General features: G+C 73.5%; 27 protein-coding genes and 1 pseudogene. 6 read left to right on the forward strand and 22 right to left on the reverse strand.

Annotated features, from left to right (window positions below; genetic code table 11):
• The 5 genes from Q8R60_02850 to rpsB are packed head-to-tail and all read right to left on the reverse strand — an operon-like array spanning window position 1 to window position 4,045.
• Window positions 1-894, reverse strand: a complete 894-nt coding sequence (locus tag Q8R60_02850; protein MDP3711411.1) for a phosphatidate cytidylyltransferase — start codon at window positions 892-894, stop codon at window positions 1-3.
• A complete protein-coding gene (frr, locus tag Q8R60_02855) occupies window positions 894-1,451 on the reverse strand; it encodes a ribosome recycling factor (GenBank protein MDP3711412.1) in 558 nt (185 codons plus the stop codon). Before frr ends, Q8R60_02850 begins: the two co-directional genes overlap by 1 nt.
• Window positions 1,448-2,194 carry a UMP kinase gene (pyrH, locus tag Q8R60_02860; GenBank protein ID MDP3711413.1) on the reverse strand — a complete coding sequence of 249 codons (747 nt, stop codon included), beginning with the start codon at window positions 2,192-2,194 and terminating at the stop codon, window positions 1,448-1,450. Before pyrH ends, frr begins: the two co-directional genes overlap by 4 nt.
• 53 nt (window positions 2,195-2,247) lie before the next feature.
• A complete protein-coding gene (gene tsf / locus Q8R60_02865; GenBank protein ID MDP3711414.1) occupies window positions 2,248-3,063 on the reverse strand; it encodes a translation elongation factor Ts in 816 nt (271 codons plus the stop codon).
• A 37-nt stretch (window positions 3,064-3,100) separates the two neighbouring features.
• Window positions 3,101-4,045 (reverse strand): 30S ribosomal protein S2, encoded by a 945-nt coding sequence (rpsB, locus tag Q8R60_02870; GenBank protein ID MDP3711415.1) that lies wholly within the window; start codon window positions 4,043-4,045, stop codon window positions 3,101-3,103.
• Between the two features lie 283 nt (window positions 4,046-4,328).
• Between rpsB and Q8R60_02875 the strand changes: the two are divergent.
• The 3 genes and pseudogenes from Q8R60_02875 to Q8R60_02885 all read left to right on the forward strand — a co-directional run bounded on the left by Q8R60_02875 (window position 4,329) and on the right by Q8R60_02885 (window position 6,483).
• Window positions 4,329-4,763 (forward strand): annotated as a pseudogene (locus Q8R60_02875) (M23 family metallopeptidase).
• A gap of 705 nt (window positions 4,764-5,468) precedes the next feature.
• Window positions 5,469-5,882 (forward strand): mobile mystery protein A, encoded by a 414-nt coding sequence (locus Q8R60_02880; GenBank protein MDP3711416.1) that lies wholly within the window; start codon window positions 5,469-5,471, stop codon window positions 5,880-5,882.
• Complete coding sequence (locus tag Q8R60_02885; protein ID MDP3711417.1) at window positions 5,875-6,483, forward strand: mobile mystery protein B; 609 nt, start codon at window positions 5,875-5,877, stop codon at window positions 6,481-6,483. The genes Q8R60_02880 and Q8R60_02885 overlap by 8 nt, the downstream gene beginning before the upstream one ends.
• Before the next feature lie 57 nt (window positions 6,484-6,540).
• Here the strand turns inward: Q8R60_02885 and whiG are convergent, their stop codons facing one another.
• The 15 genes from whiG to rpsP form a co-directional block, all read right to left on the reverse strand.
• Window positions 6,541-7,443 carry an RNA polymerase sigma factor WhiG gene (whiG, locus tag Q8R60_02890; protein MDP3711418.1) on the reverse strand — a complete coding sequence of 301 codons (903 nt, stop codon included), beginning with the start codon at window positions 7,441-7,443 and terminating at the stop codon, window positions 6,541-6,543.
• Window positions 7,418-8,293, reverse strand: coding sequence for a tyrosine recombinase XerC (locus tag Q8R60_02895; GenBank protein ID MDP3711419.1), 876 nt, complete (start codon window positions 8,291-8,293; stop codon window positions 7,418-7,420). The genes whiG and Q8R60_02895 overlap by 26 nt, the downstream gene beginning before the upstream one ends.
• Window positions 8,294-8,409: 116 nt before the next feature.
• On the reverse strand, window positions 8,410-9,624 hold the full coding sequence (gene dprA / locus Q8R60_02900) for a DNA-processing protein DprA (GenBank protein ID MDP3711420.1): 1,215 nt from the start codon (window positions 9,622-9,624) through the stop codon (window positions 8,410-8,412).
• Window positions 9,621-11,153: a YifB family Mg chelatase-like AAA ATPase gene (locus Q8R60_02905; protein ID MDP3711421.1), complete on the reverse strand. Its 1,533-nt coding sequence runs from the start codon at window positions 11,151-11,153 to the stop codon at window positions 9,621-9,623. Before Q8R60_02905 ends, dprA begins: the two co-directional genes overlap by 4 nt.
• Window positions 11,153-11,515 carry a YraN family protein gene (locus Q8R60_02910; GenBank protein ID MDP3711422.1) on the reverse strand — a complete coding sequence of 121 codons (363 nt, stop codon included), beginning with the start codon at window positions 11,513-11,515 and terminating at the stop codon, window positions 11,153-11,155. The genes Q8R60_02905 and Q8R60_02910 overlap by 1 nt, the downstream gene beginning before the upstream one ends.
• A gap of 75 nt (window positions 11,516-11,590) precedes the next feature.
• Window positions 11,591-11,992, reverse strand: a complete 402-nt coding sequence (locus tag Q8R60_02915; GenBank protein ID MDP3711423.1) for a hypothetical protein — start codon at window positions 11,990-11,992, stop codon at window positions 11,591-11,593.
• A gap of 33 nt (window positions 11,993-12,025) precedes the next feature.
• Window positions 12,026-12,346, reverse strand: a complete 321-nt coding sequence (locus Q8R60_02920; protein ID MDP3711424.1) for a DUF2469 domain-containing protein — start codon at window positions 12,344-12,346, stop codon at window positions 12,026-12,028.
• Window positions 12,336-13,049, reverse strand: a complete 714-nt coding sequence (locus tag Q8R60_02925) for a ribonuclease HII (GenBank protein MDP3711425.1) — start codon at window positions 13,047-13,049, stop codon at window positions 12,336-12,338. The genes Q8R60_02920 and Q8R60_02925 overlap by 11 nt, the downstream gene beginning before the upstream one ends.
• On the reverse strand, window positions 13,049-13,504 hold the full coding sequence (locus Q8R60_02930; GenBank protein MDP3711426.1) for an NUDIX domain-containing protein: 456 nt from the start codon (window positions 13,502-13,504) through the stop codon (window positions 13,049-13,051). The genes Q8R60_02925 and Q8R60_02930 overlap by 1 nt, the downstream gene beginning before the upstream one ends.
• Before the next feature lie 16 nt (window positions 13,505-13,520).
• The gene (gene lepB, locus Q8R60_02935) at window positions 13,521-14,450 is read right to left on the reverse strand and encodes a signal peptidase I (protein ID MDP3711427.1); all 930 of its coding nucleotides are present in this window, start codon (window positions 14,448-14,450) and stop codon (window positions 13,521-13,523) included.
• A gap of 37 nt (window positions 14,451-14,487) precedes the next feature.
• Window positions 14,488-14,907 (reverse strand): 50S ribosomal protein L19, encoded by a 420-nt coding sequence (rplS, locus tag Q8R60_02940; protein MDP3711428.1) that lies wholly within the window; start codon window positions 14,905-14,907, stop codon window positions 14,488-14,490.
• 99 nt (window positions 14,908-15,006) lie between these two features.
• Window positions 15,007-15,810 carry a tRNA (guanosine(37)-N1)-methyltransferase TrmD gene (trmD, locus tag Q8R60_02945; protein MDP3711429.1) on the reverse strand — a complete coding sequence of 268 codons (804 nt, stop codon included), beginning with the start codon at window positions 15,808-15,810 and terminating at the stop codon, window positions 15,007-15,009.
• A 2-nt stretch (window positions 15,811-15,812) separates the two neighbouring features.
• Window positions 15,813-16,388, reverse strand: a complete 576-nt coding sequence (gene rimM / locus Q8R60_02950) for a ribosome maturation factor RimM (GenBank protein MDP3711430.1) — start codon at window positions 16,386-16,388, stop codon at window positions 15,813-15,815.
• A gap of 4 nt (window positions 16,389-16,392) precedes the next feature.
• On the reverse strand, window positions 16,393-16,632 hold the full coding sequence (locus Q8R60_02955; GenBank protein ID MDP3711431.1) for an RNA-binding protein: 240 nt from the start codon (window positions 16,630-16,632) through the stop codon (window positions 16,393-16,395).
• Window positions 16,632-17,228: a 30S ribosomal protein S16 gene (gene rpsP / locus Q8R60_02960; protein MDP3711432.1), complete on the reverse strand. Its 597-nt coding sequence runs from the start codon at window positions 17,226-17,228 to the stop codon at window positions 16,632-16,634. The genes Q8R60_02955 and rpsP overlap by 1 nt, the downstream gene beginning before the upstream one ends.
• A 263-nt stretch (window positions 17,229-17,491) precedes the next feature.
• On the opposite strand from rpsP, the gene Q8R60_02965 reads away from it, so the two are divergent.
• Both Q8R60_02965 and Q8R60_02970 read left to right on the forward strand, forming a co-directional pair.
• Window positions 17,492-18,745 (forward strand): MFS transporter, encoded by a 1,254-nt coding sequence (locus Q8R60_02965; protein ID MDP3711433.1) that lies wholly within the window; start codon window positions 17,492-17,494, stop codon window positions 18,743-18,745.
• 54 nt (window positions 18,746-18,799) lie between these two features.
• A complete protein-coding gene (locus tag Q8R60_02970) occupies window positions 18,800-19,711 on the forward strand; it encodes a PHB depolymerase family esterase (GenBank protein MDP3711434.1) in 912 nt (303 codons plus the stop codon).
• Between the two features lie 3 nt (window positions 19,712-19,714).
• Here Q8R60_02970 and Q8R60_02975 read toward each other — a convergent pair whose 3' ends face one another.
• Window positions 19,715-21,373 (reverse strand): hypothetical protein, encoded by a 1,659-nt coding sequence (locus tag Q8R60_02975; GenBank protein MDP3711435.1) that lies wholly within the window; start codon window positions 21,371-21,373, stop codon window positions 19,715-19,717.
• 130 nt (window positions 21,374-21,503) lie between these two features.
• The gene (gene ffh / locus Q8R60_02980; protein MDP3711436.1) at window positions 21,504-23,075 is read right to left on the reverse strand and encodes a signal recognition particle protein; all 1,572 of its coding nucleotides are present in this window, start codon (window positions 23,073-23,075) and stop codon (window positions 21,504-21,506) included.
• Window positions 23,076-23,130: 55 nt separating this feature from the next.
• Between ffh and Q8R60_02985 the strand changes: the two genes are divergently transcribed.
• Complete coding sequence (locus Q8R60_02985) at window positions 23,131-25,065, forward strand: protease pro-enzyme activation domain-containing protein (GenBank protein MDP3711437.1); 1,935 nt, start codon at window positions 23,131-23,133, stop codon at window positions 25,063-25,065.
• The last annotated feature ends 7 nt before the right edge of the window (window positions 25,066-25,072 follow it).

Below are 25,072 nucleotides of genomic sequence, written 5' to 3' on the forward strand. Positions count from 1 at the left end.
TCAGGGCAGGGGGACGAAGGCGCTCAGCAGCAGGAAGGCAATCGGGGCGGTCGGCAGCAGCGAGTCGAGGCGGTCCATGATGCCGCCGTGGCCGGGCAGCAGGCTGCCCATGTCCTTGATGCCGATGTCGCGCTTGACCATCGACTCCCCCAGGTCGCCCAGCGTGGCGGTCAGCACGACCGCGAGGCCGTAGACGACACCGAGCAGCGCAGAGGTGCCGAGCAGCGTCGGGAAGAAGATCGCGCCGGCGAGCGCGCACGCGGCGGCTGAGCCGGCGAAGCCCTCCCACGACTTCTTCGGGCTGACCGTGGGCGCCATCGCGTGCTTGCCGAACAGCACGCCCGCGGCGTAGCCCCCGACATCGCTGCAGACGACCGTCGCGACGAAGACCGTGACCCGGCGGGGGCCGTCGGCGGGCACCGCGAGCAGCGCGGCGAAGCCGGCGAGGAAGGGGACGTAGGCCGCGGTGAAGGTCGCCGCGCTGATGTCACGGAAGATGCCCTCGGCCGGGTCGGCGAGGCGGAAGACGATGCACGCCAGCACCGTGAGCACGAGGCCGACGAACAGCGCCTCGGAGCCCTCGCGGTAGGCGACGACCACCATGACCGCACCGCCGACGAGCAGCGGCGCGATCGGCGGCTGCGCACCGAGGGTCCGCAGGGCGTGGACGATCTCGCGGGTGCCGACGGCGACCGCCGCAGCCAGCACGACGATGAAGCCCCAGCGGTACGGCGAGTAGAGCGGCACCGTGATGAGGGCGCCGAGGCCGAGGCCGACCCCGATGGCGGCGGGCAGGTTGCGTCCGGCCCGCGAGGCCTTCGGCGCGGTCGCGTCCTCGGCCGCGTCGTCGAGCGCGGGCTCCGGAGCGGTGGGGTCAGGGCTGGTGGTCGCCATCAGACCTCGAGCAGCTCGGCTTCCTTGTGCTTGAGCAGCTCGTCGACGCTGTGGACGTAGGACCCGGTGGTCTTCTCCAGCTCCTTCTCCGCGCGCGCCACGTCGTCCTCGCCGACCTCGCCGTCCTTGACCAGCTTGTCGAGGTCGTCCTTGGCCTTGCGGCGGATGTTGCGGATCGAGATCTTGGCGTCCTCCGCCTTCTTGCCCGCGACCTTGATGAACTCGCGGCGGCGCTCCTCGGTGAGCTGCGGGAAGACGATGCGGATGATGCTGCCGTCGTTGGTGGGGTTGACCCCGAGGTCGCTGTTGCGGATCGCGGTCTCGATCGCGTTGAGCGAGCCCTTGTCGTAGGGCGAGATCACGCACATCCGCGGCTCGGGCACCTGCAGGCTCGCCAGCTGGGTGACCGGGGTCAGCGCGCCGTAGTAGTCCACGACGATCTTGTTGAACATCTGCGGCGTCGCGCGACCGGTGCGGATCGAGGCGAAGTCGTCCTTGGCGACGTTGACCGCCTTCTCCATCTTCTCCTCGGCGTCGAGGAGGGTCTCGTCGATCATGCGCTGTCTCCGCTCACGAGGGTGCCGATCTTCTCGCCGCGCACGGCGCGGCCGATGTTGCCCTCCTGCAGGAGGTCGAAGACGACGATGGGCAGCCCGTTGTCCATGCACAGGCTGATGGCGGTCGCGTCGGCGACCTTGAGGCGCCGCTCGAGCACCTCGGAGTAGGACAGCGCGTCAAACTTCACGGCGTCGGGGTTCTTGCGGGGGTCGTCGTCGTAGACGCCGTCGACCTGCTTGGCCATGAGCACCGCCTGGGCGCCGACCTCCAGCGCGCGCTGCGCCGCGCAGGTGTCGGTGGAGAAGAACGGTACGCCGAGACCGGCGCCGAAGATGACGACCCGGCCCTTCTCGAGGTGGCGGATCGCGCGGCGCGGGACGTAGGGCTCGGCGACCTGACCCATCGCGATGGCGGTCTGGACCCGGGTGTCGATGCCCTGCTTCTCGAGGAAGTCCTGCAGCGCGAGGCAGTTGATGACGGTGCCGAGCATGCCCATGTAGTCGGCGCGCGGGCGGTCCATGCCCTGCTCGGTGAGCTCGGCGCCCCGGAAGTAGTTGCCGCCACCGACGACCACGGCGACCTGCACGCCGGAGCGCACGACCTCGGCGATCTGGCGCGCGATGAGCTGGACCGTCAGCGGGTCGACGCCCATGGCGCCACCCCCGGCGAAGGCCTCACCGGACAGCTTGAGCAGGACCCTGTCGTACGACGACGAAGAGGCCGCCTCTCCTGTGGTGCTCATCAGGGGGGCGGCCTCCTCGGTCGTGCGGTGCGGACGGGTGCGAACCTAGCGGCTCAGGCCTGTCCGACCTTGAAGCGGGTGAAGCCGACGATCTCGACGCCGGCCTCCTCGAGCACCTTGGCCACGGTCTTCTTGCTGTCCTTGGCGAAGGCCTGCTCGAGCAGGACGTTGTCCTTGAAGAAGCCGGTCACGCGACCTTCGACGATCTTGTCGAGCGCCGCCTCGGGCTTGCCCTCCTCGATCGCCGTGGCGCGCGCGATCTCGCGCTCCTTGGCGACGACGTCGGCGTCGACCTGGTCGCGGGAGACGAACTGGGGCGAGAACGCGGTGATGTGCTGCGCGACGTCCTTGGCGACCTCAGGAGCCTCGCCGGTCAGGGCGATGAGGACACCGACCTGGGCGGGCAGGTCGGGGCTCGTCTTGTGCAGGTAGACGCCGACGTAGGGCGCCTCGTAGGTCTGCACGCGACGGACCTCGATCTTCTCACCGAGGGTGGCGTTGGCCTCGTCCAGGACCTCCTGGAGCGGGCGGCCGTCGACGGTCACGGCCGAGGGGTCGCTCGCGCCCAGCGCGGCACCGACGACGGTCTCGGCGAGGGCCTGGAAGCGCTCGCCCTTCGCGACGAAGTCGGTCTCGCAGTTGAGCTCGAGCAGGGTGCCCTTGGAGGTGCCCTCGAGCTTGGCGGTGACCAGGCCGTTGGAGGCGGCCCGGCCCTCGCGCTTGGCGACGCCCTTGAGGCCCTTGATGCGCAGGGTCTCGACGGCCTTGTCGTAGTCGCCGTCGGCCTCGACGAGCGCGTTCTTGCAGTCGCTCATGCCGGCGCCGGTCGCCTCGCGGAGCTTCTTGATGTCAGCGGCGGAAACAGCCATGGGTGTGTACGTCTCTCCGGTCTTGTGTGGGCGGGGACTACTGCGCGGGCGCAGCGTCGACCGCGGCGGCGTCGGCAGCGGGGGCGTCGACCGCGGCGGCGTCGGCAGCGGGGGCGTCGGCAGCGGGGGCGTCGGCAGCGGCGGCGTCGACGCCGGCCGACTCGAGGGGGGCTGCGTCGACGCCGGCGGCGCTCGCGGCGTCACCGGACAGCACGGCGGTCTCCCACTCGGGCAGCGGCTCGTCGGTGCCGAGCTGGCCGGCCTCGGGCTTGTCGTCGGCGTTGGCGGACGCTCCGGCGCGGGCCATCAGGCCCTCGGCGACGGCGTCGGCGATGACGCGGGTGAGCACCTGGATGCTGCGGATCGCGTCGTCGTTGCCGGGGATCTTGTAGTCGACGACGTCGGGGTCGCAGTTGGTGTCGAGGATCGCGACGACCGGGATGTTGAGCTTGCGCGCCTCGTTGACGGCGAGGTGCTCCTTGTTGGTGTCGACGATCCAGATCGCGGACGGGGTGCGGGTCATCTCGCGGATGCCGCCGAGGGTGCGCTGGAGCTTGATGCGCTCGCGGGTGAGGACGAGCGCCTCCTTCTTCGTCAGCACGGTCTGGCCGCCGGTGGCCTCGATGAGCTCGAGCTCCTTGAGGCGCTGCAGGCGCTTGTAGACGGTGGAGAAGTTGGTGAGCATGCCGCCGAGCCAGCGCTCCGTGACGTAGGGCATGCCGACGCGGGTGGCCTGCTCCACGATCGACTCCTGCGCCTGGCGCTTGGTGCCGACGAACATGATCGTCCCGCCGTGGGCGACCGTCTCCTTGACGAAGTCGTAGGCGCGGTCGATGTAGCCCAGCGTCTGGGTGAGGTCGATGATGTAGATGCCGTTGCGCTCGGTGAAGATGAAGCGCTTCATCTTCGGGTTCCAGCGCTTGGTCTGGTGCCCGAAGTGGGCGCCGCTCTCGAGGAGCTGGCGCATGGTGACGACTGCCATGTGAAGCCTGTCTGTGCTGGCCCGCGCGACGACGACCCACTGCGTGCAGGCGGGTCGGTCGGCGGGCTGTCGGGTTGTCGCGGGGCACCGGGTGGCGCCTCGCCCTGGTGCCCGCGACCCGCCCCGCCCCTGTCGGGGACCACCGGGACGTGCCGTGTGTCGGACACGCGAAGTCGACCTCTCGCGAGGTCGCTGTCCACAGGCTACCCGCTGCGCGTCCCGGCCTCCACAGATCCGCCCGCGGGGGTGACGCAGGACGGCCGCGGCGCGCAGGCTCGCGGGCATGACCCGGCTCCCGCTGCTCGCGCTCCCGCTCCTGCTGCTCGGCCTGCCCGCACCCGCCCACGCCTCCCCATGGGTACCACCGCTGCCGGCCCCGCTCGAGGTGACCCGCGGCTTCGACCCGCCCGAGACGCGCTACGGCCCGGGGCACCGCGGCGTCGACCTCGCGGCGCCCGCGGGCACGGTGGTGCGAGCTGCGGGTTCGGGCCGGGTGTCGTTCGCCGGGGTCCTCGCCGGCCGCGGCGTCGTCGCGGTGGTCCACGGCGACGTGCGTACGACGTACGAGCCCGTCGCGGCCGGCGTCTCCGTGGGAGACCGGGTGGCGGCCGGGGAGCCGATCGGCCTGCTCGAGCGCGGCCACTCCCCCTGCCGCGCCTGCCTGCACTGGGGGCTGCGCCGCGGCGACAGCTACCTCGACCCGCTGTCCCTGCTGCGTCGCGGACCGTCGGTGCTGCTGCCCCTCACCGCGTCGGACCGGGCGCTGGCCCGCGCCGCCCGCCTCGCCCCACTGCCCGGGTCGCTGGTGGGACAGGGGGCTCGACCCCAGGCGAGCTCGGACCCGGTCGACCGTGCGTCCGCCGACGGCTCCCCGCCCGACCCGCCGGGCTGGTCGCTGCGCTCGGCAGACCTGCCACGTGGCGCCACGGCGCTGCTCTCACTCATCGCCGGTCTCGTCCTGCTGACCCGCCGGCCCCGCCCCGAGCCAGCGGGCGCGCCGGACCCCGACGACCCGCCCGTGGCCCCCGCGCTCGCCCCGGGTCTTGGGCTCGCGCTCCACGCACGCGACCGACTCACCGGCTCGCCGGCCGATCAGCCAGCCGATCAGCCCGAGGTCGACGATCCTTCTCCCGACCGGACCGACGCCGCTGCTGCGCTCCCTGTCGACCTCGCCGTCGAGCGAGCCCGTCGGCGACCCACCGACCGCTGCGTGGCGCCACAGCCGGAGGGGGCGAGTCCTGGGCGTCTGGCGTGACCGCTTGCAACGCTGGCTCGAAGAGCGCACAATAGATCATATTTATCATGCACTTGCATGCACAATTGATCTCGTCCAGATGCACACAGCAGAAGTGAGGTTCCCGTGCCCCGCCAACGCGCCCCCTCTCTTCGCCGTACCGCCCGGCGCACCCTCGACAGCCGCCTCGTGGCGGTGCGGTCCGTCGTCCCGGAGGCCACTGCACCCCAGGGCGGGTGGGTCCACGCGATCCGCGAGTCCCTCGGGATGTCGGCGGCAGAGCTCGGCAGGCGGATGGGGACGGTGCACACGAGCGTCTTGCGCCTCGAGGGGAGCGAGCGCGACGGCGGCGCCCGCCTCGACAGCCTCCGGCGTGCCGCCGACGCCCTGGACTGCGACCTCGTCTACGCGCTCGTCCCGCGACGTCCCCTGGAGGACATGGTCGCCACGCAGGCCCAACGCAAGGCCGACGCCCTGCTCGCCAGCGTGGGGCACTCGATGCTGCTCGAGAACCAGCAGGTCACCGCGTCGGTGGTCCGCGAGCAGGCTGCCGAGCAGGCCGCGCTCATCGCGGACGAGCCGGGCCTGTGGAGCGATGACTGAGCCGACAGGACCCCACGAGTCGGCATGGTCCGGAGCCACGCCCCTCGACCCGGACGACGCCGCTGGCCTCGCGCTCACCTGGGTCGCTACCCGGGCGGACCTCGACGCCGCCGAGCAGGCCAACATCCTCGCCGCGCTCCGCCGCCCTCGTTGGCGGCGACCACCGACGAGCACCCTGCTGACGGACACCGCGGTCCGGCGCCTTCACCAGGACATGTTCGGAGACGTGTGGACGTGGGCCGGCACCTACCGCCGCTACGAAGCCAGCATCGGCATCGACCCGCACCACATCAGCGTCGCCGTGCGCGACCTCGTGCTCGATGCGGCCTACTGGTTCGGGGGCGCCGCTGCGATGACTCCCGACGCGGCCGCGTGGACGTTCCACCACCGCCTCGTGTCGATCCACCCCTTCCCCAACGGCAACGGCAGGCACAGCCGACTGCTCACCGACCTGCTCCTGCGCGCGAAGGGCGAGCAGCCCTTCACCTGGGGGCGAGCCGGTCGCGACCTCGACGGCAACGTCCGCGACACCTACCTCGCGGCCCTGCGCGCCGCGGACACTGGCGACTACGAGCCGCTGTCACGGTTCGTTCGAGCTTGAGGGCAGCCACGGGCGCCGCAGCTGCGGGGGCCATACGTGTCGCCGTCGCGCTCTGCGCTAGTCCTTCTGGTCGGCGAGCTTGCCGCGCAGCTGCAGCACGGCCTTGGTGTGCATCTGGCAGATCCGCGACTCGGTGACGCCGAGGACCTGGCCGATCTCGGCGAGGGTGAGGCCCTCGTAGTAGTAGAGCGTCACGACGATCTTCTCGCGCTCGGGCAGCGTGTTGATGGCTTTGGCGAGGAGGTACTTGGTCTCCTCGGTCTCGAACGCCGTGACCGGGTCCTCGGCCTTGGTGTCCTCGAGGGTGTCGACCAGCGAGAGCTTGTCGCCGCGCTCCTGGCCGGCCGAGAGCAGCTCGTCGAGCGCGACGACGTTGACGAAGCTGACCTGGCTGAAGATCTGGTGGAGGTCCTCGAGCGCGATGCCGAGCTCGCCCGCGACCTCGGCCTCGGTCGGGGTGCGGTGCAGCCGGGCCTCGAGGGCGGCGTAGGCCTTCTCGACCTCGCGCGCCTTGTAGCGCACGGAGCGCGGGATCCAGTCGATCGAGCGCAGCTCGTCGATGATCGCGCCCTTGATGCGACTGATCGCGTAGGTCTCGAACTTGATGGCCCGCTCGAGGTCGAACTTCTGGATCGCGTCGATGAGCCCGAAGATGCCGTAGCTGACGAGGTCGGCCTGCTCGATGTTGGGCGGCAGGCCCACACCGACGCGGCCGGCGACGTACTTCACGAGCGGGGAGTAGTGCAGGATCAGCCGCTCGCGCAGCGACTCCTTGCCCGTCTCCTTGTACTCCCGCCACAGCTCGGCGATGGCCGACTCGATCTCGGCGCGCTCCTCGTCGGAGACACCGGCATAGCGGCCACGGCGCGGGGTCGGCTTGACCTCGGGGGCGTCGGACTCGACGGCCGTGCCCGTAGCGCTGCCGCTCGAGCCGTCAGGCTCGGGGATGCGCACGGTCATAGCTCGTCCTCAGTCGCTCGACGCTCACGTGGGTGTAGATCTGGGTCGTCGCGAGCGTAGCGTGACCGAGGAGCTCCTGGACGCTCCGCAGGTCGGCGCCACCCTCGAGAAGGTGTGTTGCTGCACTGTGCCTCAGACCGTGCGGACCGAGATCAGGCGCGCCGGGCACGTCGGCAATCCGACGGTGGACCAGCGCGCGCACGGTCCTCGGGTCCACCCGACCGCCACGCACTCCCAGCAACAGGGCGGCTGCGCTGCGTGTTCCGGCCAGCGCGGGCCGGCCGGTCGCGAGCCAGGTCTCGAGCGCGCGCTGCGCCGGAGCGCCGTAGGGCACCGCCCGCTCCTTGCCGCCCTTGCCCAGCACCCGCACGACGTGGCGGTGCTGGTCCACGTCGTCGACGTCGAGCGCGCACAGCTCCCCCACGCGGATGCCGGTGGCGTAGAGCAGCTCCAGGGCAAGCCGGTCGCGCAGCGCCTCGGGGTCGTCGCCGTCGACGCCCTCGACCAGCCGCACCGCCTCGTCCTGGCGCAGCACCTCCGGCAGCGGCCGCAGCCCCTTCGGTGTCGCGAGCAGCAGCCCGGGGTCGGTGGTCGTCAGGCCACGCCGGTGGACCCAGGCGGTGAAGGCGCGCGCCGCGCTCCCCCGCCGGGCCAGCGTCGCGCGGCTCGCGCCGGTGGTGCGCAACCGGGCCAGCCAGCTGCGCAGCACCTGCAGGTCGAGCCCCTCGAGGTCGGTGACTCCCAGCCGCCGGGCGTGGACGAGCAGCGACGCCACATCGCCGGCGTAGGCCCGCACGGTGTGCGGCGAGCGACCGCGCTCCAGCGACAGGTGGGAGAGGTACGCCGCCAGCGCCTCCTCCGGCGAGCCGGCCGGGGGTGCGGGGGCTGCTCCTCCTGCGGTCACGCACCCACGCTGCGGCCGGCCGGCGGGAAGGTCAAGGCGCCGCGCGGCAGCGCCGGACGCTCCTACCGCGCGGTGCCGGTGGCGCCGAGCGTCGTGAGCCGCCAGCCGTCGGGTTGGCGCTCGACGAGCCCGGCGACGAGCAGCGGCGGCAGCACCTGCTGGACGACCAGCGCGCTGACGCCGGCGACCTGGGCGATGCTCGCGATGCCCGCCGCACGCCGGACCGGCACCGCGTCGAGCACGCGGCGGACCGCGGCGCTGAGCTCGTCGCGCGGGTCGCGCGGCCCGGAGCGGTCGTCTGCGGCGTACTCCCCTGTGGCACCGGCCGCCTCCAGGACGTCGGTGACGCACGTGACGCAGGTGGCCCCCGTGCGCAGCAGGCCGTGGGTGCCGATCGACGCCGCGGAGGTCACCGGTCCGGGCACCGCGAGGACGTGGCGGTGCAGGGCCCCGGCGAGGCGGGCCGTGGACAGCGAGCCGCTGCGCTTGGCGGCCTCGACGACCACGGTCGCGACGGTGAGCGCGGCGATCAGCCGGTTGCGCACGAGGAAGCGCAGCCGGGTCGCGGCCGCGCCCGGGGGGACCTCGCTGACGACCAGCCCCTGCTCGAGGATGCGGCCGAGGAGCCGGTCGTGACCCTTGGGGTAGGCCACGTCGACGCCGCAGGCGAGCACCGCGACGGTCGGTGCGCGCTGCGCCGACAGCGCGCCGGTGTGGGCAGCGCCGTCGATGCCGTAGGCCGCTCCGCTCACCACGGTCCAGCCCCGGTCGGCGAGGCCGAAGGCCAGCTCGGTGGCGACGTGGGTGCCGTAGGGCGTCGCGGCGCGGGCCCCGACGACGGCGACGGAGCGCTCGACGGTCTCAGCGAGGCCCCGCTCGCCGCGGACCCACAGCGCGAGCGGCGGTGCCTCGTCGCGGTGCAGCACGTCGGGGTCTGCGCCGGCGGCAGGGTCGACGGGCCGGTCGGGGTCACGCGACCACCAGAGCTGGCGCTCGGGCCACTCGGTGTCGCCGGGCACCACCAGCCGGGCGCCGCACGCCGCCGCCCGGGCAAGCTCCTGCTCGGGGTCGCACGCCGCCGCCCGCCCGCGGGCGCCCTCGACCAGCGCCGGGGACAGCCCAGGGACGCTCAGCCCGGCGCGCACCCGCGTCCAGACCTCCAGGTCGCCAATCTCGGCGACCGCGGCCTGCACGGCGTCGGAGCCCGGCTCGAACACCCGCGACAGCGCCGCCCGGGCCACCCGGTCGACCGCCGGCCCATGAACGGTGGCGGTCACGCGGCGACCCCCACACCGCGCTCACCGAGCCGGAACCCGAGCGCCATCGCGACGTGCTCCTGGCCGGGCGTGCCGGCGTCGAGCAGGTCCGACAGGGTCCACGCCACTCGCAGAACGCGTCCAAAGCCACGGGCGGTCAGCGCCCCGGTGTCGAGGGCCGCCTCGAGCGGCTTCATCGCGGCACGGTCCAGCGGCCAGCGCTCGCGCAGGACCGGGACGGGCACCTGCCCGTTGACCCGCCACGGGGTGCCGGCCAGCCGCTCGAGCGCCCGCGAGCGGGCGTGCGCGACCCGCGCGGCGATCGCGGCGCTCGGCTCGCCCCGACCGCCCTCGCTCATGATCTCCGCGCGGGTGATGCGCGGGACGTCGACGTGGAGGTCGATGCGGTCGAGCAGGGGGCCGGAGAGCTTGGCGAGGTAGCGCCGGCGGCGGTCGGGCGGGCAGGTGCAGTCCTTGAGCTCCTTCCCGCACGGGCAGGGGTTGGCGGCGAGCACGAGGGTGAAGCGGGCCGGGTAGGTCGCGGTGCCACCCACGCGCGTGATCGAGAGCTCGCCGCTCTCCAGCGGCTGGCGCAGCGCGTCGAGCACACCGGCGGCGAACTCCGGGGCCTCGTCGAGGAAGAGCACCCCGTGGTGGGCCAATGACGCCGCGCCCGGCCGGGCGATGCCGCTGCCACCGCCGATGATGGACGCGGTGGTCGCGCCGTGGTGGGGCGACTGGAACGGCGCCCAGCGCACCAGCGGCTGCGAGACGGGCAGCACCCCCGCCACCGAGTGGATGGCGGTCACCTCGAGGGCCTGGTCCAGCGCGAGCGGCGGCAGCAAGCCGGGCAGTCGGGCCGCGCACATGGTCTTGCCGGACCCGGGCGGGCCGAGCATCAGCGCGTGGTGACCGCCGGCCGCGACGACCTCCATCGCGGTGCGGCCGGTGACCTGGCCGGCGACGTCGACCATGTCGGGTACGTCGCGGGGCGGGTCCTGCGGGAGCACCAGCTGGCTGGTGCGGGCGCGGGGCAGCTCGTCGCGCAGCCACGCCACCAGCTCGGTGAGCCGCGACACGCCCACCGCCTCCACATCGGGCAGCAGCCGCGCCTCCGCGAGGTTGGACTCGGGCACGACGACGACCCGGAAGCCCGCCCGCGCAGCGGTCAGCACCCCTGGCAGCACACCGGCCACCGGCCGGACCGTCCCGTCGAGCCCGAGCTCGCCGAGCATGACGACCCCCTGGGTCCGCTGGCTGCTGACCAGGCCGTCCGCAGCGAGGATCGCGCTGGCCAGCGCGAGGTCGAAGGCGCTGCCGCGCTTGGGCAACGAGGCCGGTGACAGGCCGAGCACGATGCGGGCCGACGGCCAGGTGAAGCCGGAGTTCACCAGCGCCGCGCGGACCCGGTCGCGAGCCTCGCCCACCGAGGTGTCGGGCAGGCCGGTGAGCGTGACGCAGGGCAGTCCCTGCGCGAGGTCGGCCTCGATCTCCACCACGTGGCCGTCGAGACCCACCAGGGAGACGGAGAAGCTGCGTCCGAGGGCCACTAGAACGCCCCCTCGAGGTGGGTGAGGACCGGCGCGAAGCCGCGGCGGCGCACGATCGACACGACGTCGAAGCGCAGCGCCCCTCGGTGCCCGTCGGGGCGGTGGTCCGAGAGCCAGGCCAGCGCGAGCCGGTGGATCCGGGTGGCCTTCAGCCGCGTGACGGCCTCGCTCGGCACGCCGTAGCCGGTGCCGGTGCGGGTCTTGACCTCGACGAAGCAGACCGTCCCGTCGGGCGCGAGCGCCACCAGGTCCAGCTCACCGCGCGCGCACCGCCAGTTGCGGTCGAGCAGGGTGTAGCCCGACCCCTCCAGGTGCTGCGCCGCGAGGTCCTCCCCGTAGCGCCCCAGCTCCGAACGGTCCATCCCGACCACCTCCGGGACCGACCATGGACCGCCACGCCGGCCCGCGGGGGCGGCGTACGCCGTGCTGTGGACGGACTAGCCGCCTGTGGACGGCGTGCGGGCGCCCTGGACCACGCCCTGGTCCTCGCTGGTGCCGCTCGCCGCGTCGACCGACGCGGCGGGGACGCCCTGCGGCTCACCGACACCGGCCAGGCCGTCGAGGTCCGCCATCCGCGCGGCGCTCTGCACCACGTCGGTGTCCTGCTCCTCCGGGCTGTCGCTCACGTCGCCGCCGCCGTGCAGCCAGCGGTCACCGGCCGCGGGGTGCGACGGGGCCTGCGGGTCGCCCTCCCCCACCGACATGGAAGGCGCGGAGCCCGGGTGGACGTGCTCGTGGGCCCGCTGGTTGGCCGCGGGGGCTCCCCCGGAGACGCGGTCGCTGAGGTCGACGGGGCCGTCGCCGTCAGGGCTGTTCATCTCGCCAGGCTGCTCGGTCATGATCGGCCCCTACCCGCTGCGGGCCCTCTCGACTCAGCTGTTGGGGAGCTCCAGGTCGGGCTTCTCGAGCTTCTCGACGTTGACGTCTTTGAAGGTCAGGACGCGCACCGACTTCACGAAGCGCGCGGGGCGGTACATGTCCCAGACCCACGCGTCGGTCAGCGTCAGCTCGAACCACACCTCGCCGTCGCCCCCGGCGCCGCTGGTGCGCGGCTGCACGTCGACGGCGTTGGCGAGGTAGAAGCGCCGCTCGGTCTCGACGACGTAGTCGAACTGCCGGACGATGTCGCGGTACTCCCGGTAGAGCTGGAGCTCCATCTCGGTCTCGTACTTCTCGAGGTCCTCAGCGCTCACCGGCTGGCACCTCCTGCGACCCTTGCGTCTGCATCGACACATTCTGCCTGAAGATCGCCGCGCGCTGGGCAGCCTGGACGTTGACGTAGGAGAACCGGTGCTCCGAGCACGGCCCGTGGACGTCGAGCGCGGCCTGGTGGTCAGCGGTGCAGTAGCCCTTGTGCACGTCGAACCCGTAGTCCGGGTGGGTCTCGTGGAGCTCGGCCATGATCCGGTCGCGGGTCACCTTCGCGACCACCGACGCGGCGGCCACGCAGGCCGCGACCCGGTCGCCCTTCCACACCGCGAGCGCCGGGGCGGGCATGCCGGGGATCGGGAAGCCGTCGGTCAGGACGTAGGAGGGGCACGGGTCCAGGCGCGCCACCGCGGTGCGCATCGCCTCGACGTTCATGACGTGCAGGCCGCGCTCGTCGACGACAGCAGGGGGTACGACGACGACGGACCAGGCGAGGGCGCGGCGGACGACCTCGTCGTACGCCCTCTCCCTCGCCCGGTGGGTGAGCAGCTTGGAGTCGGCGAGCCCCGGGACCTCCCCGCGGCGGCCGGGCGGCAGGACGACCGCGGCGGTCACCAGCGGCCCGGCGCAGGCCCCGCGGCCGGCCTCGTCGGCGCCGGCGACGTGGGCGAAGCCGGACCGCTGCAGGACGCGCTCGAAGGCCCACAGGCCGTTCTCGCTGCGGACGACGGGGCGGGTGGCGAGCATCAGCCGTGCCGGTCGAGCAGGTCGACGAGAGAGGCCGGGAAGACGGTCTCGGTGGTGGCGCGCAGGTCCTCACGAGTCCACCAGCGGTGGTCGAGGACGAAGGACTGCTCGAGCGCGCTGAAGCCCGCGGTGTCGACCTCGTGGGCGTCGACGCGGGCGAGGTAGAACTCGCCGGTCTGGCGGTAGCGGTCACCACCGAGCGAGAACTCCGCCGTCTCGCTGTGCACGGGCCCGGTGAGGTCGTCCTCGGACAGCCGCAGGCCGGTCTCCTCGAAGACCTCGCGGACCGCCCCGGCCCGAGCGGACTCGCCCTGCTCGAGGCCGCCACCGGGAGTGAACCACCACTGGCCGGCGTCGGGCTCGGCCGGGTCGCAGCCGAGGAAGAGCAGGACGCGGTCGGCCGCGTCGACGAGCAGCACCCTGGCCGCCTCGCGCTCGATGACCCGGTCTCCCATGAGGGACGAGGCTAGGTCAGCGCCGGCAGTCTCGTCTGCGGCGCAGCCGGCGGCGGACCGCGACGACGGGCAACGCGCCGACCAGGCCGAGCGCGAGCGGTGCGCCGGCGGCGGCGGGCCCGCTCATCGCGAGCGCCTGCTGGTCGAAGGTCTCCGGAGTGCCGAGGCCCGAGAACCGGTCGAGCGGCCACACGACGACGAAGGCCTTGCCGATCACCTTGTCGGTGGGGACGGTGCCGGTGTTCTTGTCGGTGATGTGGGCGCGCGAGTCGCTGGACTGGCCGCGGTGGTCGCCGAGCACCCACAGCCGACCCTCGGGGACGGTGACGCCCTTCGCCCCTGGCGGGCAGGCGGTCGGCCCGGTGCCGGCGGCGCAGAACTCGAGCTTGTCGTCCTCGAAGAGGTAGTCCTCCTGGAGCACGATCGGGGTGGTCGCGCCCTGGGGCAGGACCGTCACCTTGCCGTCGGTGCAGCAGGCGACGACGTCGCCCTCGACACCGATGACGCGCTTGATGAAGTCGCGACTGGTCGGCGGCCCGACCCCTAGGGCGCGCGAGATGCCGCGCAGGGCCTTCTGCACGCCGTTGGCCGGCGCCTCGATGATCGTCGTCTCCGGCTCGAAGTTGTCGAGACCGTTGAAGACGACGACGTCGCCGCGCTGGATCTCACCGAAGCGGTAGACGACCTTGTTGACCAGCACCCGGTCCTGCAGCTCGAGGGTCTGCTGCATGGAGCCCGAAGGGATGTAGAAGGCCTGGACGACGAAGCTCTTGATGAGCAGCGCGAGGCCGAGCGCGATGACGACGAGGAACGGCAGCTCGCGCAGGAACGACCCGTGCTGCGTGTCCTTCTTGTCCGGCTTCGGAGCACGGTGACGGCCCGGCTCGACCGAGGTCGGGCTGTCAGGCGCGGTCGCGTCCGGGGTCGTCGGGGTGTCCGGGTTCACGGTCGTACGACGACCCGGGTTGCGGTGGCGTGCCCGGTCAGGACGTGGCGTCGGCGGCGGGGGCCGCGGGAGCAGCGGCGGCGGCCGTGGCAGCGCTGGCCTTGGCGGGCACCGCGTCGCGCTTCTCCTTGATCTTGGCCTTCTTGCCCCGCAGCTCGCGCAGGTAGTAGAGCTTGGCGCGACGGACGTCACCGCGGGTCACGACCTTGATGGTCTCGATGACCGGGGTGTGGACCGGGAAGGTGCGCTCGACGCCGACACCGAAGCTGACCTTGCGGATCGTGAAGGTCTCGCGGATGCCACCGCCCTGACGGCGGATGACGACGCCCTGGAAGTGCTGGACGCGGGAGCGGTTGCCCTCGACGACGCGGACGCCGACGTCGAGCGTGTCGCCCGGGCGGAAGTCGGGGACGTCGCTACGCAGCTGCGAGGCGTCGAGGTCGTCGAGGGTGTGCATCTCGTGTCGCTTCCATCGGGGCACGCGTCAGCGCGCGCCAGGGGTGGTCCGGGTCGTAGGTCAGTGGGCCGCTCGCTCACAGGCGGCGGCAACAGCCCTCTACTGTGCCACACCACCGGGGTCGGCGTCGAAGGGCCGGCTGCTCCCCGACTGCTGCTCGTGCTCGGCGAGCACGGCGCGGTCGCGGGGGTCGAGCCGGTCGGCGAGCCGGGCGAGCAGGTCGGGGCGCCGCTCGGCGGTCCGGCGCAGCCCCTCGTCGCGTCGCCAGCGGGCGATCGCCGCGTGGTCGCCGGAGGTGAGGACCGCCGGGACCTCGAGCCCCTCCCAGACGGGAGGACGGGTGTACGACGGACCCTCGAGCAGCCCGCCGGCGTCGTCGCTGAAGCTGTCGTCGCGGTGCGACGCGGCGTTGCCGAGCACGCCCGGGAGCAGCCGGGCGACGGCCTCGACGACGACGAGCACCGCGGCCTCCCCGCCGGCGAGCACGTAGTCGCCGATGGAGACCTCGTCGACCCGCATCCGGGTCGCGGCGTGCTGCGCGACCCGGCTGTCGATGCCCTCGTAGCGGCCGCAGGCGAACAGCAGCCACGGCTCCGCGGCGAGCTCGTGGGCGAGCTCCTGGGTGAACGGCCGGCCGCTCGGCGTCGGGACGACCAGCCGGGGCTGCGGGCCGCCGGGGGGCGCGACCGCGTCGAGCGCCTCGCCCCACGGCTCGGGCTTCATGAGCATCCCGGGGCCCCCGCCGTAGGGGCTGTCGTCGACGGTGCGGTGGACGTCGTAGGTCCAGGTCCGCAGGTCGTGGACCCCGACCTGCAGGACACCGCGCTCCTGGGCCTTGCCGAGCAGGCTGACCCCGAGCGGCGCGAGGTAGTCCGGGAAGATCGTGACGACGTCGACGCGCACGGTCAGACCGGCTCGTCGGCGTCGGGCGCGTCCGCCTCGCGCTCGGTGAGGTCGAGCAGGCCGGGCGGCGGGTCGACGACGAGGCGACCGCCGGCGACGTCGACGACGGGGACCATCGCGGTGAGGAAGGGCACGAGCAGCTCAGGGGTGCCGGGCGCGACCGCGCTGCGGTCGATGGTGAGGACATCGCCCTGCGGCAGGTGCAGGACGTCGGAGACGGTGCCGAGCGGCGTGCCGTCGGGCAGCGCGGCGGCCAGGCCGCGCAGCTGGAAGTCGTGGAACTCATCGGGGTCGTCGAGGTCGCCGAGGCTCGCGACGGGGACGCTCAGCAAGGTGTCGCGCAGCGCCTCCGCGGCAGTGCGGTCCGCGACGCCCTCGAAGAGCACGACGAGGCGGCCGCCCTGGTCGCGGCTGGTCGCGACGGTGAGCGGGCCGCGCTCCGCCGGGTCGGTCACGAGGACCGACCCGGCGGCGTAGCGGACGCCGGGGTCGTCGGTGCGCACCTCGACGGTGACCTCGCCGCGGATCCCCTGCGGCCTGCCGATGCGACCGACGACGACGAGGTCGTCGGGCTGCACGGGACTAGCGGATCTCGTCGGTGTCGACGACGTCCACGCGCAGGCCACGGCCGCCGAGGGCGGTCATGACGGTGCGCAGGGCCTTGGCGGTGCGGCCGTTGCGGCCGATCACCTTGCCGAGGTCCTCCGGGTTGACGCGCACCTCGAGAGTGCGGCCGCGCCGGTTGGTGACGAGGTCGACCGTGACGTCGTCGGGGTTGTCGACGATGCCCTTGACGAGGTGCTCGAGGGCGTTCTCGAGCACTACTCGGCGGCCGTCTCGTCGGCAGCCGGGGCCTCAGCCTCGGCGGCAGGAGCCTCGTCAGCAGGGGCCTCGGCGGCAGGGGCCTCGGCGGCGGGAGCCTCGGCGGCCTCGGGTGCGGGGGCCTCGGCGGCGGGGGCGTCCTCAGCGACGGGAGCCTCAGCCGGAGCCTCGGTGGCGTCGGCAGCGGGAGCGGCCTCGTCGGCAGCCTTCTTGGGGGCGGCCTTCTTCTTCGGGGTCGTCGCGGCACCGGCGGCCTCGACGCTCTCGAGCGCGGCGGCGGCGAAGACGGCCTTCTTGTCGGCCTTCGGCGCGGCGACGAGCATGGGCGGCGGCGCCGGGAGGCCCTTGAACTTCTGCCAGTCACCGGTGACCTTGAGGATCGCCGTCACGGGCTCGGTCGGCTGCGCGCCGACGCCCAGCCAGTAGGCGGCGCGCTCGCCGTCGACCTCGATGAAGGAGGGGTCCTCCTTGGGGTGGTACTTGCCGATCGTCTCGATGACGCGGCCCTCGCGCTTGGTGCGGGCGTCGGCGACGACGATGCGGTAGTAGGGCGCGCGCATCTTGCCGAGACGCATGAGCTTGATCTTGACTGCCACGGGGTGTTGCTCCAGTCGTACGGGCGTGGGTGAGCGGCCGGTCTGCGCGTGGGGGTGCGCTGCGGCCGCATCGTGCGGACCCGCCAGGGACGGGTAGAGGGCCGTCGTCCAGCGGTGACTCGCCGACCAGTGTGCCAGAACCCGCGCCGGGACCGTACGGGCGGACCCCGACCGGCCGTCACAGGAGCGGTCGGTGAGGGACCTCACAGGACGAGTCGGGCAGGCAGGCCCCACAGCGGCCCTCGCGCTGCGACCCTGGTGGGGTGACCGCCGCCGACCTCGACGCAGCTCAGCACGCGTCCCCGGGTGCGGCGCCGACCGGGCTGTGGCGGTCGCCGGGGCTGCGGTCGCTGTTCGCGGCGTCGACGACCGCCCGGCTGGCCAACGAGTCGGCCCGGGTCGCGATGGTGCTGCTCGTGCTGGACCGCACCGGGTCACCGGCGCTCGCGGGAGGGCTGGTCGCCGCGGCCACGATCCCGTCGCTGGTCACCGGCCCGCTGCTCGGGGCCTGGCTCGACCGCACCGCCCACCGGCGCTCGGCGTTCGTCGCCAACCAGCTGCTGCTCCTGCTCGCGCTGGTCGGCCTGCTGTCGGTCTCCGCGACGACCCCGCCGGTGGCGGTGCTCGCGCTGGGGCTCGCCGCCGGGCTGACGAGCCCGGTGCTCACCGGCGGCTTCACCGGCCTGATCGCCCCGCTCGTCCCGCGGGCCGACCTGCGCCGGGCCTACGGCGCGGAGGCCACCTCCTACAACGTCGCGTCCGTCGCCGGGCCCGCCCTCGCGGGCGCGCTCGCCGGGCTGGTCGACCCGGCCGCCGCGGTCACGGCCGCGGCGGTGCTGTCCGCGGTCGCGCTCGCGGTGGTGCTGCGGGTGCCGATGCCGCGCGGCGAGGCACCGGCCGGCACGCCCGTGCTGCGCAGCGTGGCCCGCGCGCTCCGTCACCTCGTCACGAGCCCGCCGCTGCGCGCCACGACCCTCGCGACGACGGCCAGCTTCGGCGGCATGGGCGCGCTCCCCGTCGTCCTCCCCCTGCTCGCGGTGGAGCTCGGCGCCGGCGCCGCGGCGTCCGGCGCGCTGCTGAGCTGCTTCGCCCTCGGCGCGCTCGCCGGGTCGCTCGGCGTCGCGGCCCGGACCCCGCGCACCGGCCCGCTGCGCACCGCGCTGCTCGGCATCGCCGGCCTGGCCGTCGCCTTCGGCGCGCTCGCCCTCGCCCCGACGCTGCCCGTCGCGCTGGTCGTCATCGCGATCGCGGGGGCGCTCGAGGGACCGGTCTTCGCCGCGACCCTCACCGTCCGCGAGCTGCACACCCCCGGCTGGATGCGCACCCAGGTCGTCACGACCGCCGCCAGCCTGAAGTTCGCGGCCTTCGCGGTCGGCAGCGCCGTCACCGGTGCGGTCGCCGCGACCCACGGACCGCGGGTCGGCACCGCCGTCCTCGCCGGCGCGCAGGTGCTGGCCCTTGTCCTCGCCGCACTGGCCCTGAGGACAAGCAAGGCCTCCCCCGCACGCCACTCCTGAGGCGAGCGGCGCGTGCCGATGGACCGGCATCCGCCCCTGACCCAGGAGACCGCTGTGCGCGCGCTCGCGACCGCCCTCGTTACGACCGGCCTGCTGGCCGGGCTGCTGGCAACCGCCTCGCCCGCGGCCGCGGGGACGACGACAACCGTCTCGACGGAGACCGAGCCGGCGCGCGCGCTCTCGTCGTACACCACCACCTCCGACGGGGTGCCGCGCTTCCGCATCGGTGAGACCGAGCTGCCGCCGCCCGTCGCGGCGGGCCAGGCCTTCCTCGGCGAGCTCGAGTGGCGCAGCGGGACCGTGCTGCGGCGGGTGCGGGTCTACGTGCCGTCGACGGCGAAGCCGACGGCCCCACTGCTGGTGAGCCTGCACGGCCTGCGCAACACCGTCAGCCAGGCCGAGCGGCAGCAGCGCTGGCGGCAGGGCGCCTTCGAGCGCGGCGCGGTCGTCGCCTGGGCCGGTGGCCTCGAGTCGTCGTGGAACGCCCACGGCTGCTGCGGTGCGGCGCGCGACACCGGCGTCGACGACGACGCCTACCTCGACCGGGTCCGCGCGATCGTCGCCGCGCTGCACCCGGTGGACCGTCGCCGCGTCTTCCTGGCCGGCTTCAGCAACGGCGCGATGATGGCCTACCGCTACGCCTGCGAGCGGCCGGGCGTCGTCGCGGGCATCCTCGCGGTCGCGGGCACGATGACCTCGCCGTGCCGCCCCCGCTCGGCCGTCGCGGTGCTGTCGGTCCACGGCACCGCCGACACCCGCGTGCCCCTGGGCGGCACCGCCTGGAGTGCGGCCCTCGGGACGCGGCTCCCGCCGGCGCGCGACGCCGTCCGGCGCTACGCCGCGGTCGGCAGCGGGGTGCGTTCGGTCATCCGCACCGGGCTCGGCCACGCGTGGCCGACCACGAGCCAGGGGTACGACGCCACCGGTCAGGGCTGGCGCTTCCTGATGGCGCACCCGCGCCCGTAGGCCTCACAGCCCGCAGCTGCTCACCTTGAGCTTGGCGATCCGGGTCGACCAGTTGAAGCTCCCGCCGGACGTCAGGTACTCGCTGGTGAACCAGAAGGTGCAGTCGTCGCTCGGGTCGACATCCATCGAGCTGTAGTCACCCCAGCGCGACAGACCGACCTGGCTGCCTGCTCCCGCGATGATCGACACCTCGTCCCCGAGCGTGCCGGTCGCCTCGGCGGAGCCGGCCGGCCGGCCGGCCCAGCGCAGTGCCGGGGATATCGAGCCGCTCGACGCGCTGTAGGCCAGTGCGATGTCACCGGCACGGTTCATCGCGATGCTGCCCATCCAGCGACTGGTGGCGTCCGGGGCGTAGGTGCCCTGCTGCTCCACGGCGAGGCCGCTGCCGCTCGGACGCAACTCGTACCAGCGCGGCGCGAGGACCCCGGAGCCGTTGCCCACCGAGTGGTTCACCAGCAGCGATTGGGTGCCACCCCTGTTGCGGTAGGCCAGCCGGTACATCAGCCGGTCGGCGAGCCCGTCGAGCTTCTGGGTGGTGCCCGGCTGCGAGACGCAGGCCCCGCTGCAGGGGGCAGACCAGGCGGCGGTGCCGCTGACGTCGACGGGTCCGGTGAACCGGCTGTTGGCGGTCGTGGTCCAGTCGACCTTGAGCCGCCACAGCCGCAGCTTGCCGCTGGAGACGTTGAGGACGTAGGCGTCGGTCCCTGTGGGCGCAGCGGTGGGTCCGTCCTGGTCGGCCGGCATGAGGCTGGCGTAGGACTTCGTCTTGAAGCACTGCTGCGCCGCGGGCGCTCCGGTAATCATCTTCGCCCGGTCCAGCGCGCAGGCCTCGGCGCCGTTGAAGGTCCTGCCCTGCCTGAAGGTGTTGTAGGTGACGACGTAGGAGCCGGGCCACACCCCGATCTTCGGGTAGTCCGGGAAGTCGGTGCCGTAGGAGTAGGCGTAGGCCCAGTACTCGCCCGTGGGGTCGGAGGTCTTCGAGACGGCGACGCACTCGAGGTAGGGAGCCTTGTCCGCGACGAACTGTGAGAACAGCCAGCGGCCGTTGTCCTGGTCGTACTGCACGACGGGGTCGCCGTCGTCACGTGTCGCGCAGCGCCCACCTGCGGTGCCCACGAGACCGCCGAACAGCGTGCTGCCCAGGAACGCCGGCGTCACCAGCTTCCCTGCTGCGACCTTCACCGTCCCGTCCGCGTTCAGCACGTCGTTCTTGGCGTAGACGCCGACCATCACGTTGACGGTCTGCACGACGCGGTCGAGACCGACAGCCGCGTTGGTGTCCGGCGGGGCGTACTTCATGGTGAAGGTCGTCTCCCCGACGCCCAGCCCGAGGAAGCTCGACGAGTCGGTCACCGCAGTGCCGCTCGCCGTCGAGCTGCCCGCGACGCCAGCCTGGCGCACCGGGTCGGCCAGCCCTCGCGGCGCGCCGTCGGGGACGGTGGGGTTCTCCCGCTCGCCGACGGCCTGGCTGCTGAGGCGCCGCGGGGCGCTCCGCACCGCAGGAGTGCTGCCCCGAGCCACCAGCGGGCGGTCGACGCGCTCGTTGACCGGGGGGCCGGGAGGTGCAGCGCTCGACGGTGTCGCGCCGGCGAAGGCCGCCGCGGTCACGGTCAGGCCGGCGAGGGCGGCGGCGACGAGCAGGCGTGAGCGTCTTTCGGCCACGGGAGTTCCTGAGGACGGGCGGCAGCACACTGCCGCAGCGAGGTGCTACCGCGAGGCTAGGTGAGGCGCGAGGCGCCCGCCATGACCCGATGTGACCACTTTTCCCGAACGCAGGGGGGCCGAGAAGGGGCTACCGCGGACGGCGCAGACCCAGCGGGTCGGGGCGGTCGTCGCCCGATCCGCCGGGCAGACCGAGCGGATTGCCAGCTCCCGGCGGCAGCTGCGGGAAGCCCTGCGGCAGACCGGGAGGCAGGCCGGGCGGCAGGCCCTGCGGCAGGCCGGGCTGCTGCTTCGGGCCGCCACCGGCGCGACCGGGGCCCTTCTTGCCCTTCTTGCCGGTGGACTTGCCCTGCGCGCGCTTGGCCTTGCGGCCCATGCCCGGGATCCCTGGCATGCCGGGCATCCCGCCCATGCTCTTCATCATCTTGCGGGCCTCGTCGAAGCGGTCGACGAGGTTGTTGACCTCACTGACGGTGACGCCGGAGCCCTTCGCGATGCGCAACCGGCGCGAGCCGTTGAGGACCTTCGCGTCGCGCCGCTCCTGCGGGGTCATCGACTGGATGATCGCGGCGATCCGGTCGATGTCGCGGTCGTCGACGGAGTTGAGGGCCTCCTTCACCTGACCCATGCCCGGGAGCATCCCGAGCAGCGAGGTGATGGAGCCCATCTTCTTGATCTGCTGCATCTGCTCGAGGAAGTCCTCGAGGTCGAAGTCGCCGCCGGCCTGGAGCTTGCCGGCCATCTTCTCCGCGGTGGCCTGGTCGTAGACCTTCTCGGCCTGCTCGATCAGGGTCATGACGTCACCCATGCCGAGGATGCGCGAGGCCATCCGCTCGGGGTGGAAGACGTCGAAGTCGTCGAGCTTCTCGCCGGTGGAGGCGAACATGATCGGCTGGCCGGTGAGGTGGCGCACCGACAGCGCCGCACCGCCGCGCGCGTCGCCGTCGAGCTTGGTGAGGACGACGCCGGTGAAGCCGACGCCGTCCTGGAAGGCCTGCGCGGTGACGACGGCGTCCTGGCCGATCATCGCGTCGACGACGAAGAGCACCTCGTCGGGCTGCACCGCGTCGCGGATGTCGGCGGCCTGCTGCATCAGCTCGGCGTCGATGCCGAGGCGGCCAGCGGTGTCGACGACGACGACGTCGTAGTTCATCCGGCGGGCCTGCGCGACGGCCGTGCGCGCGGCGTCGACGGGGTCGCCGACGCCACTGCCCGGGTAGGGCGCCCAGACGTCGACCCCGGCCTGCCCGCCGACGACCTGCAGCTGCTGCACGGCGTTGGGGCGCTGCAGGTCGCAGGCGACGAGCAGCGGCGCGTGGCCCTGGGCCTTGAGGTGCTTGGCGAGCTTGCCGGCCAGCGTCGTCTTGCCGGCGCCCTGCAGGCCGGCCAGCATGATGACGGTCGGGGCGGTCTTGGCGTAGCGGACCAGGCGGGTCTCGCCGCCGAGGATCGCCACCAGCTCCTCGTTGACGATCTTGATGACCTGCTGGGCCGGGTTGAGGGCCTTGGAGACCTCCTCGCCGCGCGCCCGCTCCTTGACGTTGGCGATGAAGTCCTTCACCACCGGCAGGGCGACGTCGGCCTCGAGCAGCGCCACCCGGATCTCGCGGGCCGTCGCGTCGATGTCAGCGTCGGACAGCCGGCCCTTGCCGCGCAGGGACGTGAAGACCTTGTCGAGCCGGTCGGAGAGGGTGTCGAACACGGGGCGAGCCTAGCCGGGGCAGGTGCGACCCCCGGTGCCGTCGAACCCCTCCCCCGTGAAGCGCACCCTCACCGCCCTCGCGCTGCTGCCCCTGCTCGCCCCGCTCGCCCACGGCGCGACCGGCGAGCCGCCCGCCCGGACAAAGCTGCCCTGGTCGGCGCCCGGCTTCGCCACCGCCGACGCCCGCGCCGGTGACCTCGCCCCGGACGCGGTCGTCGAGGTGTCGCTCGTCCTGCCGCTGCGCGACGAGGCGGGCCTGCGCCGGCTCGTCGCGGACGTCAGCGACCCGCGGTCGTCGTCGTACCGCTCCTTCGTCAGCGCCGCGGAGGTCCGCGCCCGCTTCGCGCCGACCACCGGGCACGTCGCGGCCGTCGCCGGCTGGCTGCGCGGCGCGGGTCTCGAGGTCGGCACGGTGCCGCTCGGCCGCGGCTACGTCCCGGCGCGCGGCACCGTCGCGGCCGTCGAGCGGGCCTTCGCGACCGACCTCGCGCTCTACCGCGCCGGTGACCGGCTGCTGCGCGCCCCGCTGCGCGCGCCGTCGGTCCCGGCCGACCTCGGGGTCGTCGGGGTCCGCGGCCTCGCCGACGAGCCGGTCGTCGAGCCCGAGCCCGGGACCAACCCCCTCCCCGTGCCGCTGCCGGACATGCCCAAGACCCCGGCCGACAGCACGCCGCCGGCCGCGATCGTCTACGCACTGCCCTGCTCGTCGTACGACGGGGCGGTCGTCCCGAAGGGCCTCCCCCGCTTCGAAGGCCGCGCCGTCGCCGCGGTCTCCTGCGGGACGACGGTGGCGCAGCAGCGCAAGGCGTACGCCGCAGACCGCCTGCTGGCCAAGGGGATCGACGGCAGCGGACAGACCGTCGTGGTCGTGGGGTCGCACGCCGTGCAGACGCTGCCCGGTGACGTCGCGGAGTGGTCGCGCCGGCGCGGCCTGCCGGCGCTGAAGCCCGGGCAGCTGACCCAGCTGTCCTACCCGAGCGCCTACCAGACCCCGACCGCCGAGCCGGTCCTGCGGCCGCAGGTGTGGGCGCTGCAGTCGCACATGATCGTGGAGAACCTCCACGCCATGGCGCCCGGCGCCGACCTCGTCTACCTCGGCACGACCTCGAGCCTCGACCTCACCAACGGCACGACCCTCGCCGTCGACGCCCACCTCGGCGACGTCGTCATGAACGGCTGGTACTCCGCCGGGGAGAACGCCAACGCCGCCACCATGGCCCAGCTCGAGCACACCGCGATGCAGGCGGCGGCGCAGGGCATCTCGCTGCTGTTCGCGACCGGCTCCATCGGCGACCTGTCCTCGCAGGGCGTGCAGCCCTCGCCGGTGTCGCCGGCCACCGAGCCGATGGTGACCGCGGTCGGTGCGACGTCGCTGCTCGTCGACAAGGCCGGCCGGACCCGCGAGGTCGGCTGGGCCAAGACGCAGCTGGTGCTGGAGGACGGTGTCTGGGAGGAGTCCGCGGCGTCGACCTTCCGCGGCAGCGGCGGTGGCGTGTCGGCGCTGCACGACCAGCCCGACTACCAGCGCGGCGTCGTCCCGGCGCGGCTCGCCGAACGGGCCAACGGCACCCTCGGCCGCACCGTCCCCGACGTGGCCGTCAACGGTGACGCCGAGACCGGCCTCATCATCGGGTTGACCCAGCGCTTCCCCGACGGCACCGACCGCTACGCCGAGCGCCGGCACGCCTCGGGCGAGTCCGCGACAGCGGTCTTCGCGGCGCTGGTCGCCCTGGCCAACGACGCCGCCGGTGGGCCGCTGGGCTTCCTCAACCCGCTGCTCTACCAGTCGCGCGCGACCCTGCACGACGTCGTCCCGTCGGGCCGGCTCGGTGCGAGGGTCCGCACCGAGTTCGTCGCCGGTGACCGCGGCGAGACCCGCAGGGTGCTGAAGGTCTTCGAGGCCTATGAGAGCAACCCGGCCGCGAAGGGCTACGACACCTCGACCGGCCTCGGCTCCCCCACCGCTGCCTTCTTCGCCCGCCTCGGCTGACCCGTCG

The sequence above is a fragment of the Mycobacteriales bacterium genome (genome assembly GCA_030697205.1).
GTDB lineage: Bacteria > Actinomycetota > Actinomycetes > Mycobacteriales > SCTD01 > JAUYQP01.

Coding starts and splice junctions, on each gene's coding strand:
- pyrH (MDP3711413.1), bottom strand. CDS start 2,194: ATGAGCACCACAGGAGAGGCGGCCTCTTCGTCGTCGTACGACAGGGTC.
- rpsB (MDP3711415.1), bottom strand. CDS start 4,045: ATGGCAGTCGTCACCATGCGCCAGCTCCTCGAGAGCGGCGCCCACTTC.
- Q8R60_02915 (MDP3711423.1), bottom strand. CDS start 11,992: ATGACCGAGCAGCCTGGCGAGATGAACAGCCCTGACGGCGACGGCCCC.
- tsf (MDP3711414.1), bottom strand. CDS start 3,063: ATGGCTGTTTCCGCCGCTGACATCAAGAAGCTCCGCGAGGCGACCGGC.
- Q8R60_02930 (MDP3711426.1), bottom strand. CDS start 13,504: ATGGGAGACCGGGTCATCGAGCGCGAGGCGGCCAGGGTGCTGCTCGTC.
- Q8R60_02850 (MDP3711411.1), bottom strand. CDS start 894: ATGGCGACCACCAGCCCTGACCCCACCGCTCCGGAGCCCGCGCTCGAC.
- Q8R60_02925 (MDP3711425.1), bottom strand. CDS start 13,049: ATGCTCGCCACCCGCCCCGTCGTCCGCAGCGAGAACGGCCTGTGGGCC.
- frr (MDP3711412.1), bottom strand. CDS start 1,451: ATGATCGACGAGACCCTCCTCGACGCCGAGGAGAAGATGGAGAAGGCG.
- Q8R60_02885 (MDP3711417.1), top strand. CDS start 5,875: ATGACTGAGCCGACAGGACCCCACGAGTCGGCATGGTCCGGAGCCACG.
- rplS (MDP3711428.1), bottom strand. CDS start 14,907: ATGCACACCCTCGACGACCTCGACGCCTCGCAGCTGCGTAGCGACGTC.
- Q8R60_02910 (MDP3711422.1), bottom strand. CDS start 11,515: ATGGACCGTTCGGAGCTGGGGCGCTACGGGGAGGACCTCGCGGCGCAG.
- whiG (MDP3711418.1), bottom strand. CDS start 7,443: ATGACCGTGCGCATCCCCGAGCCTGACGGCTCGAGCGGCAGCGCTACG.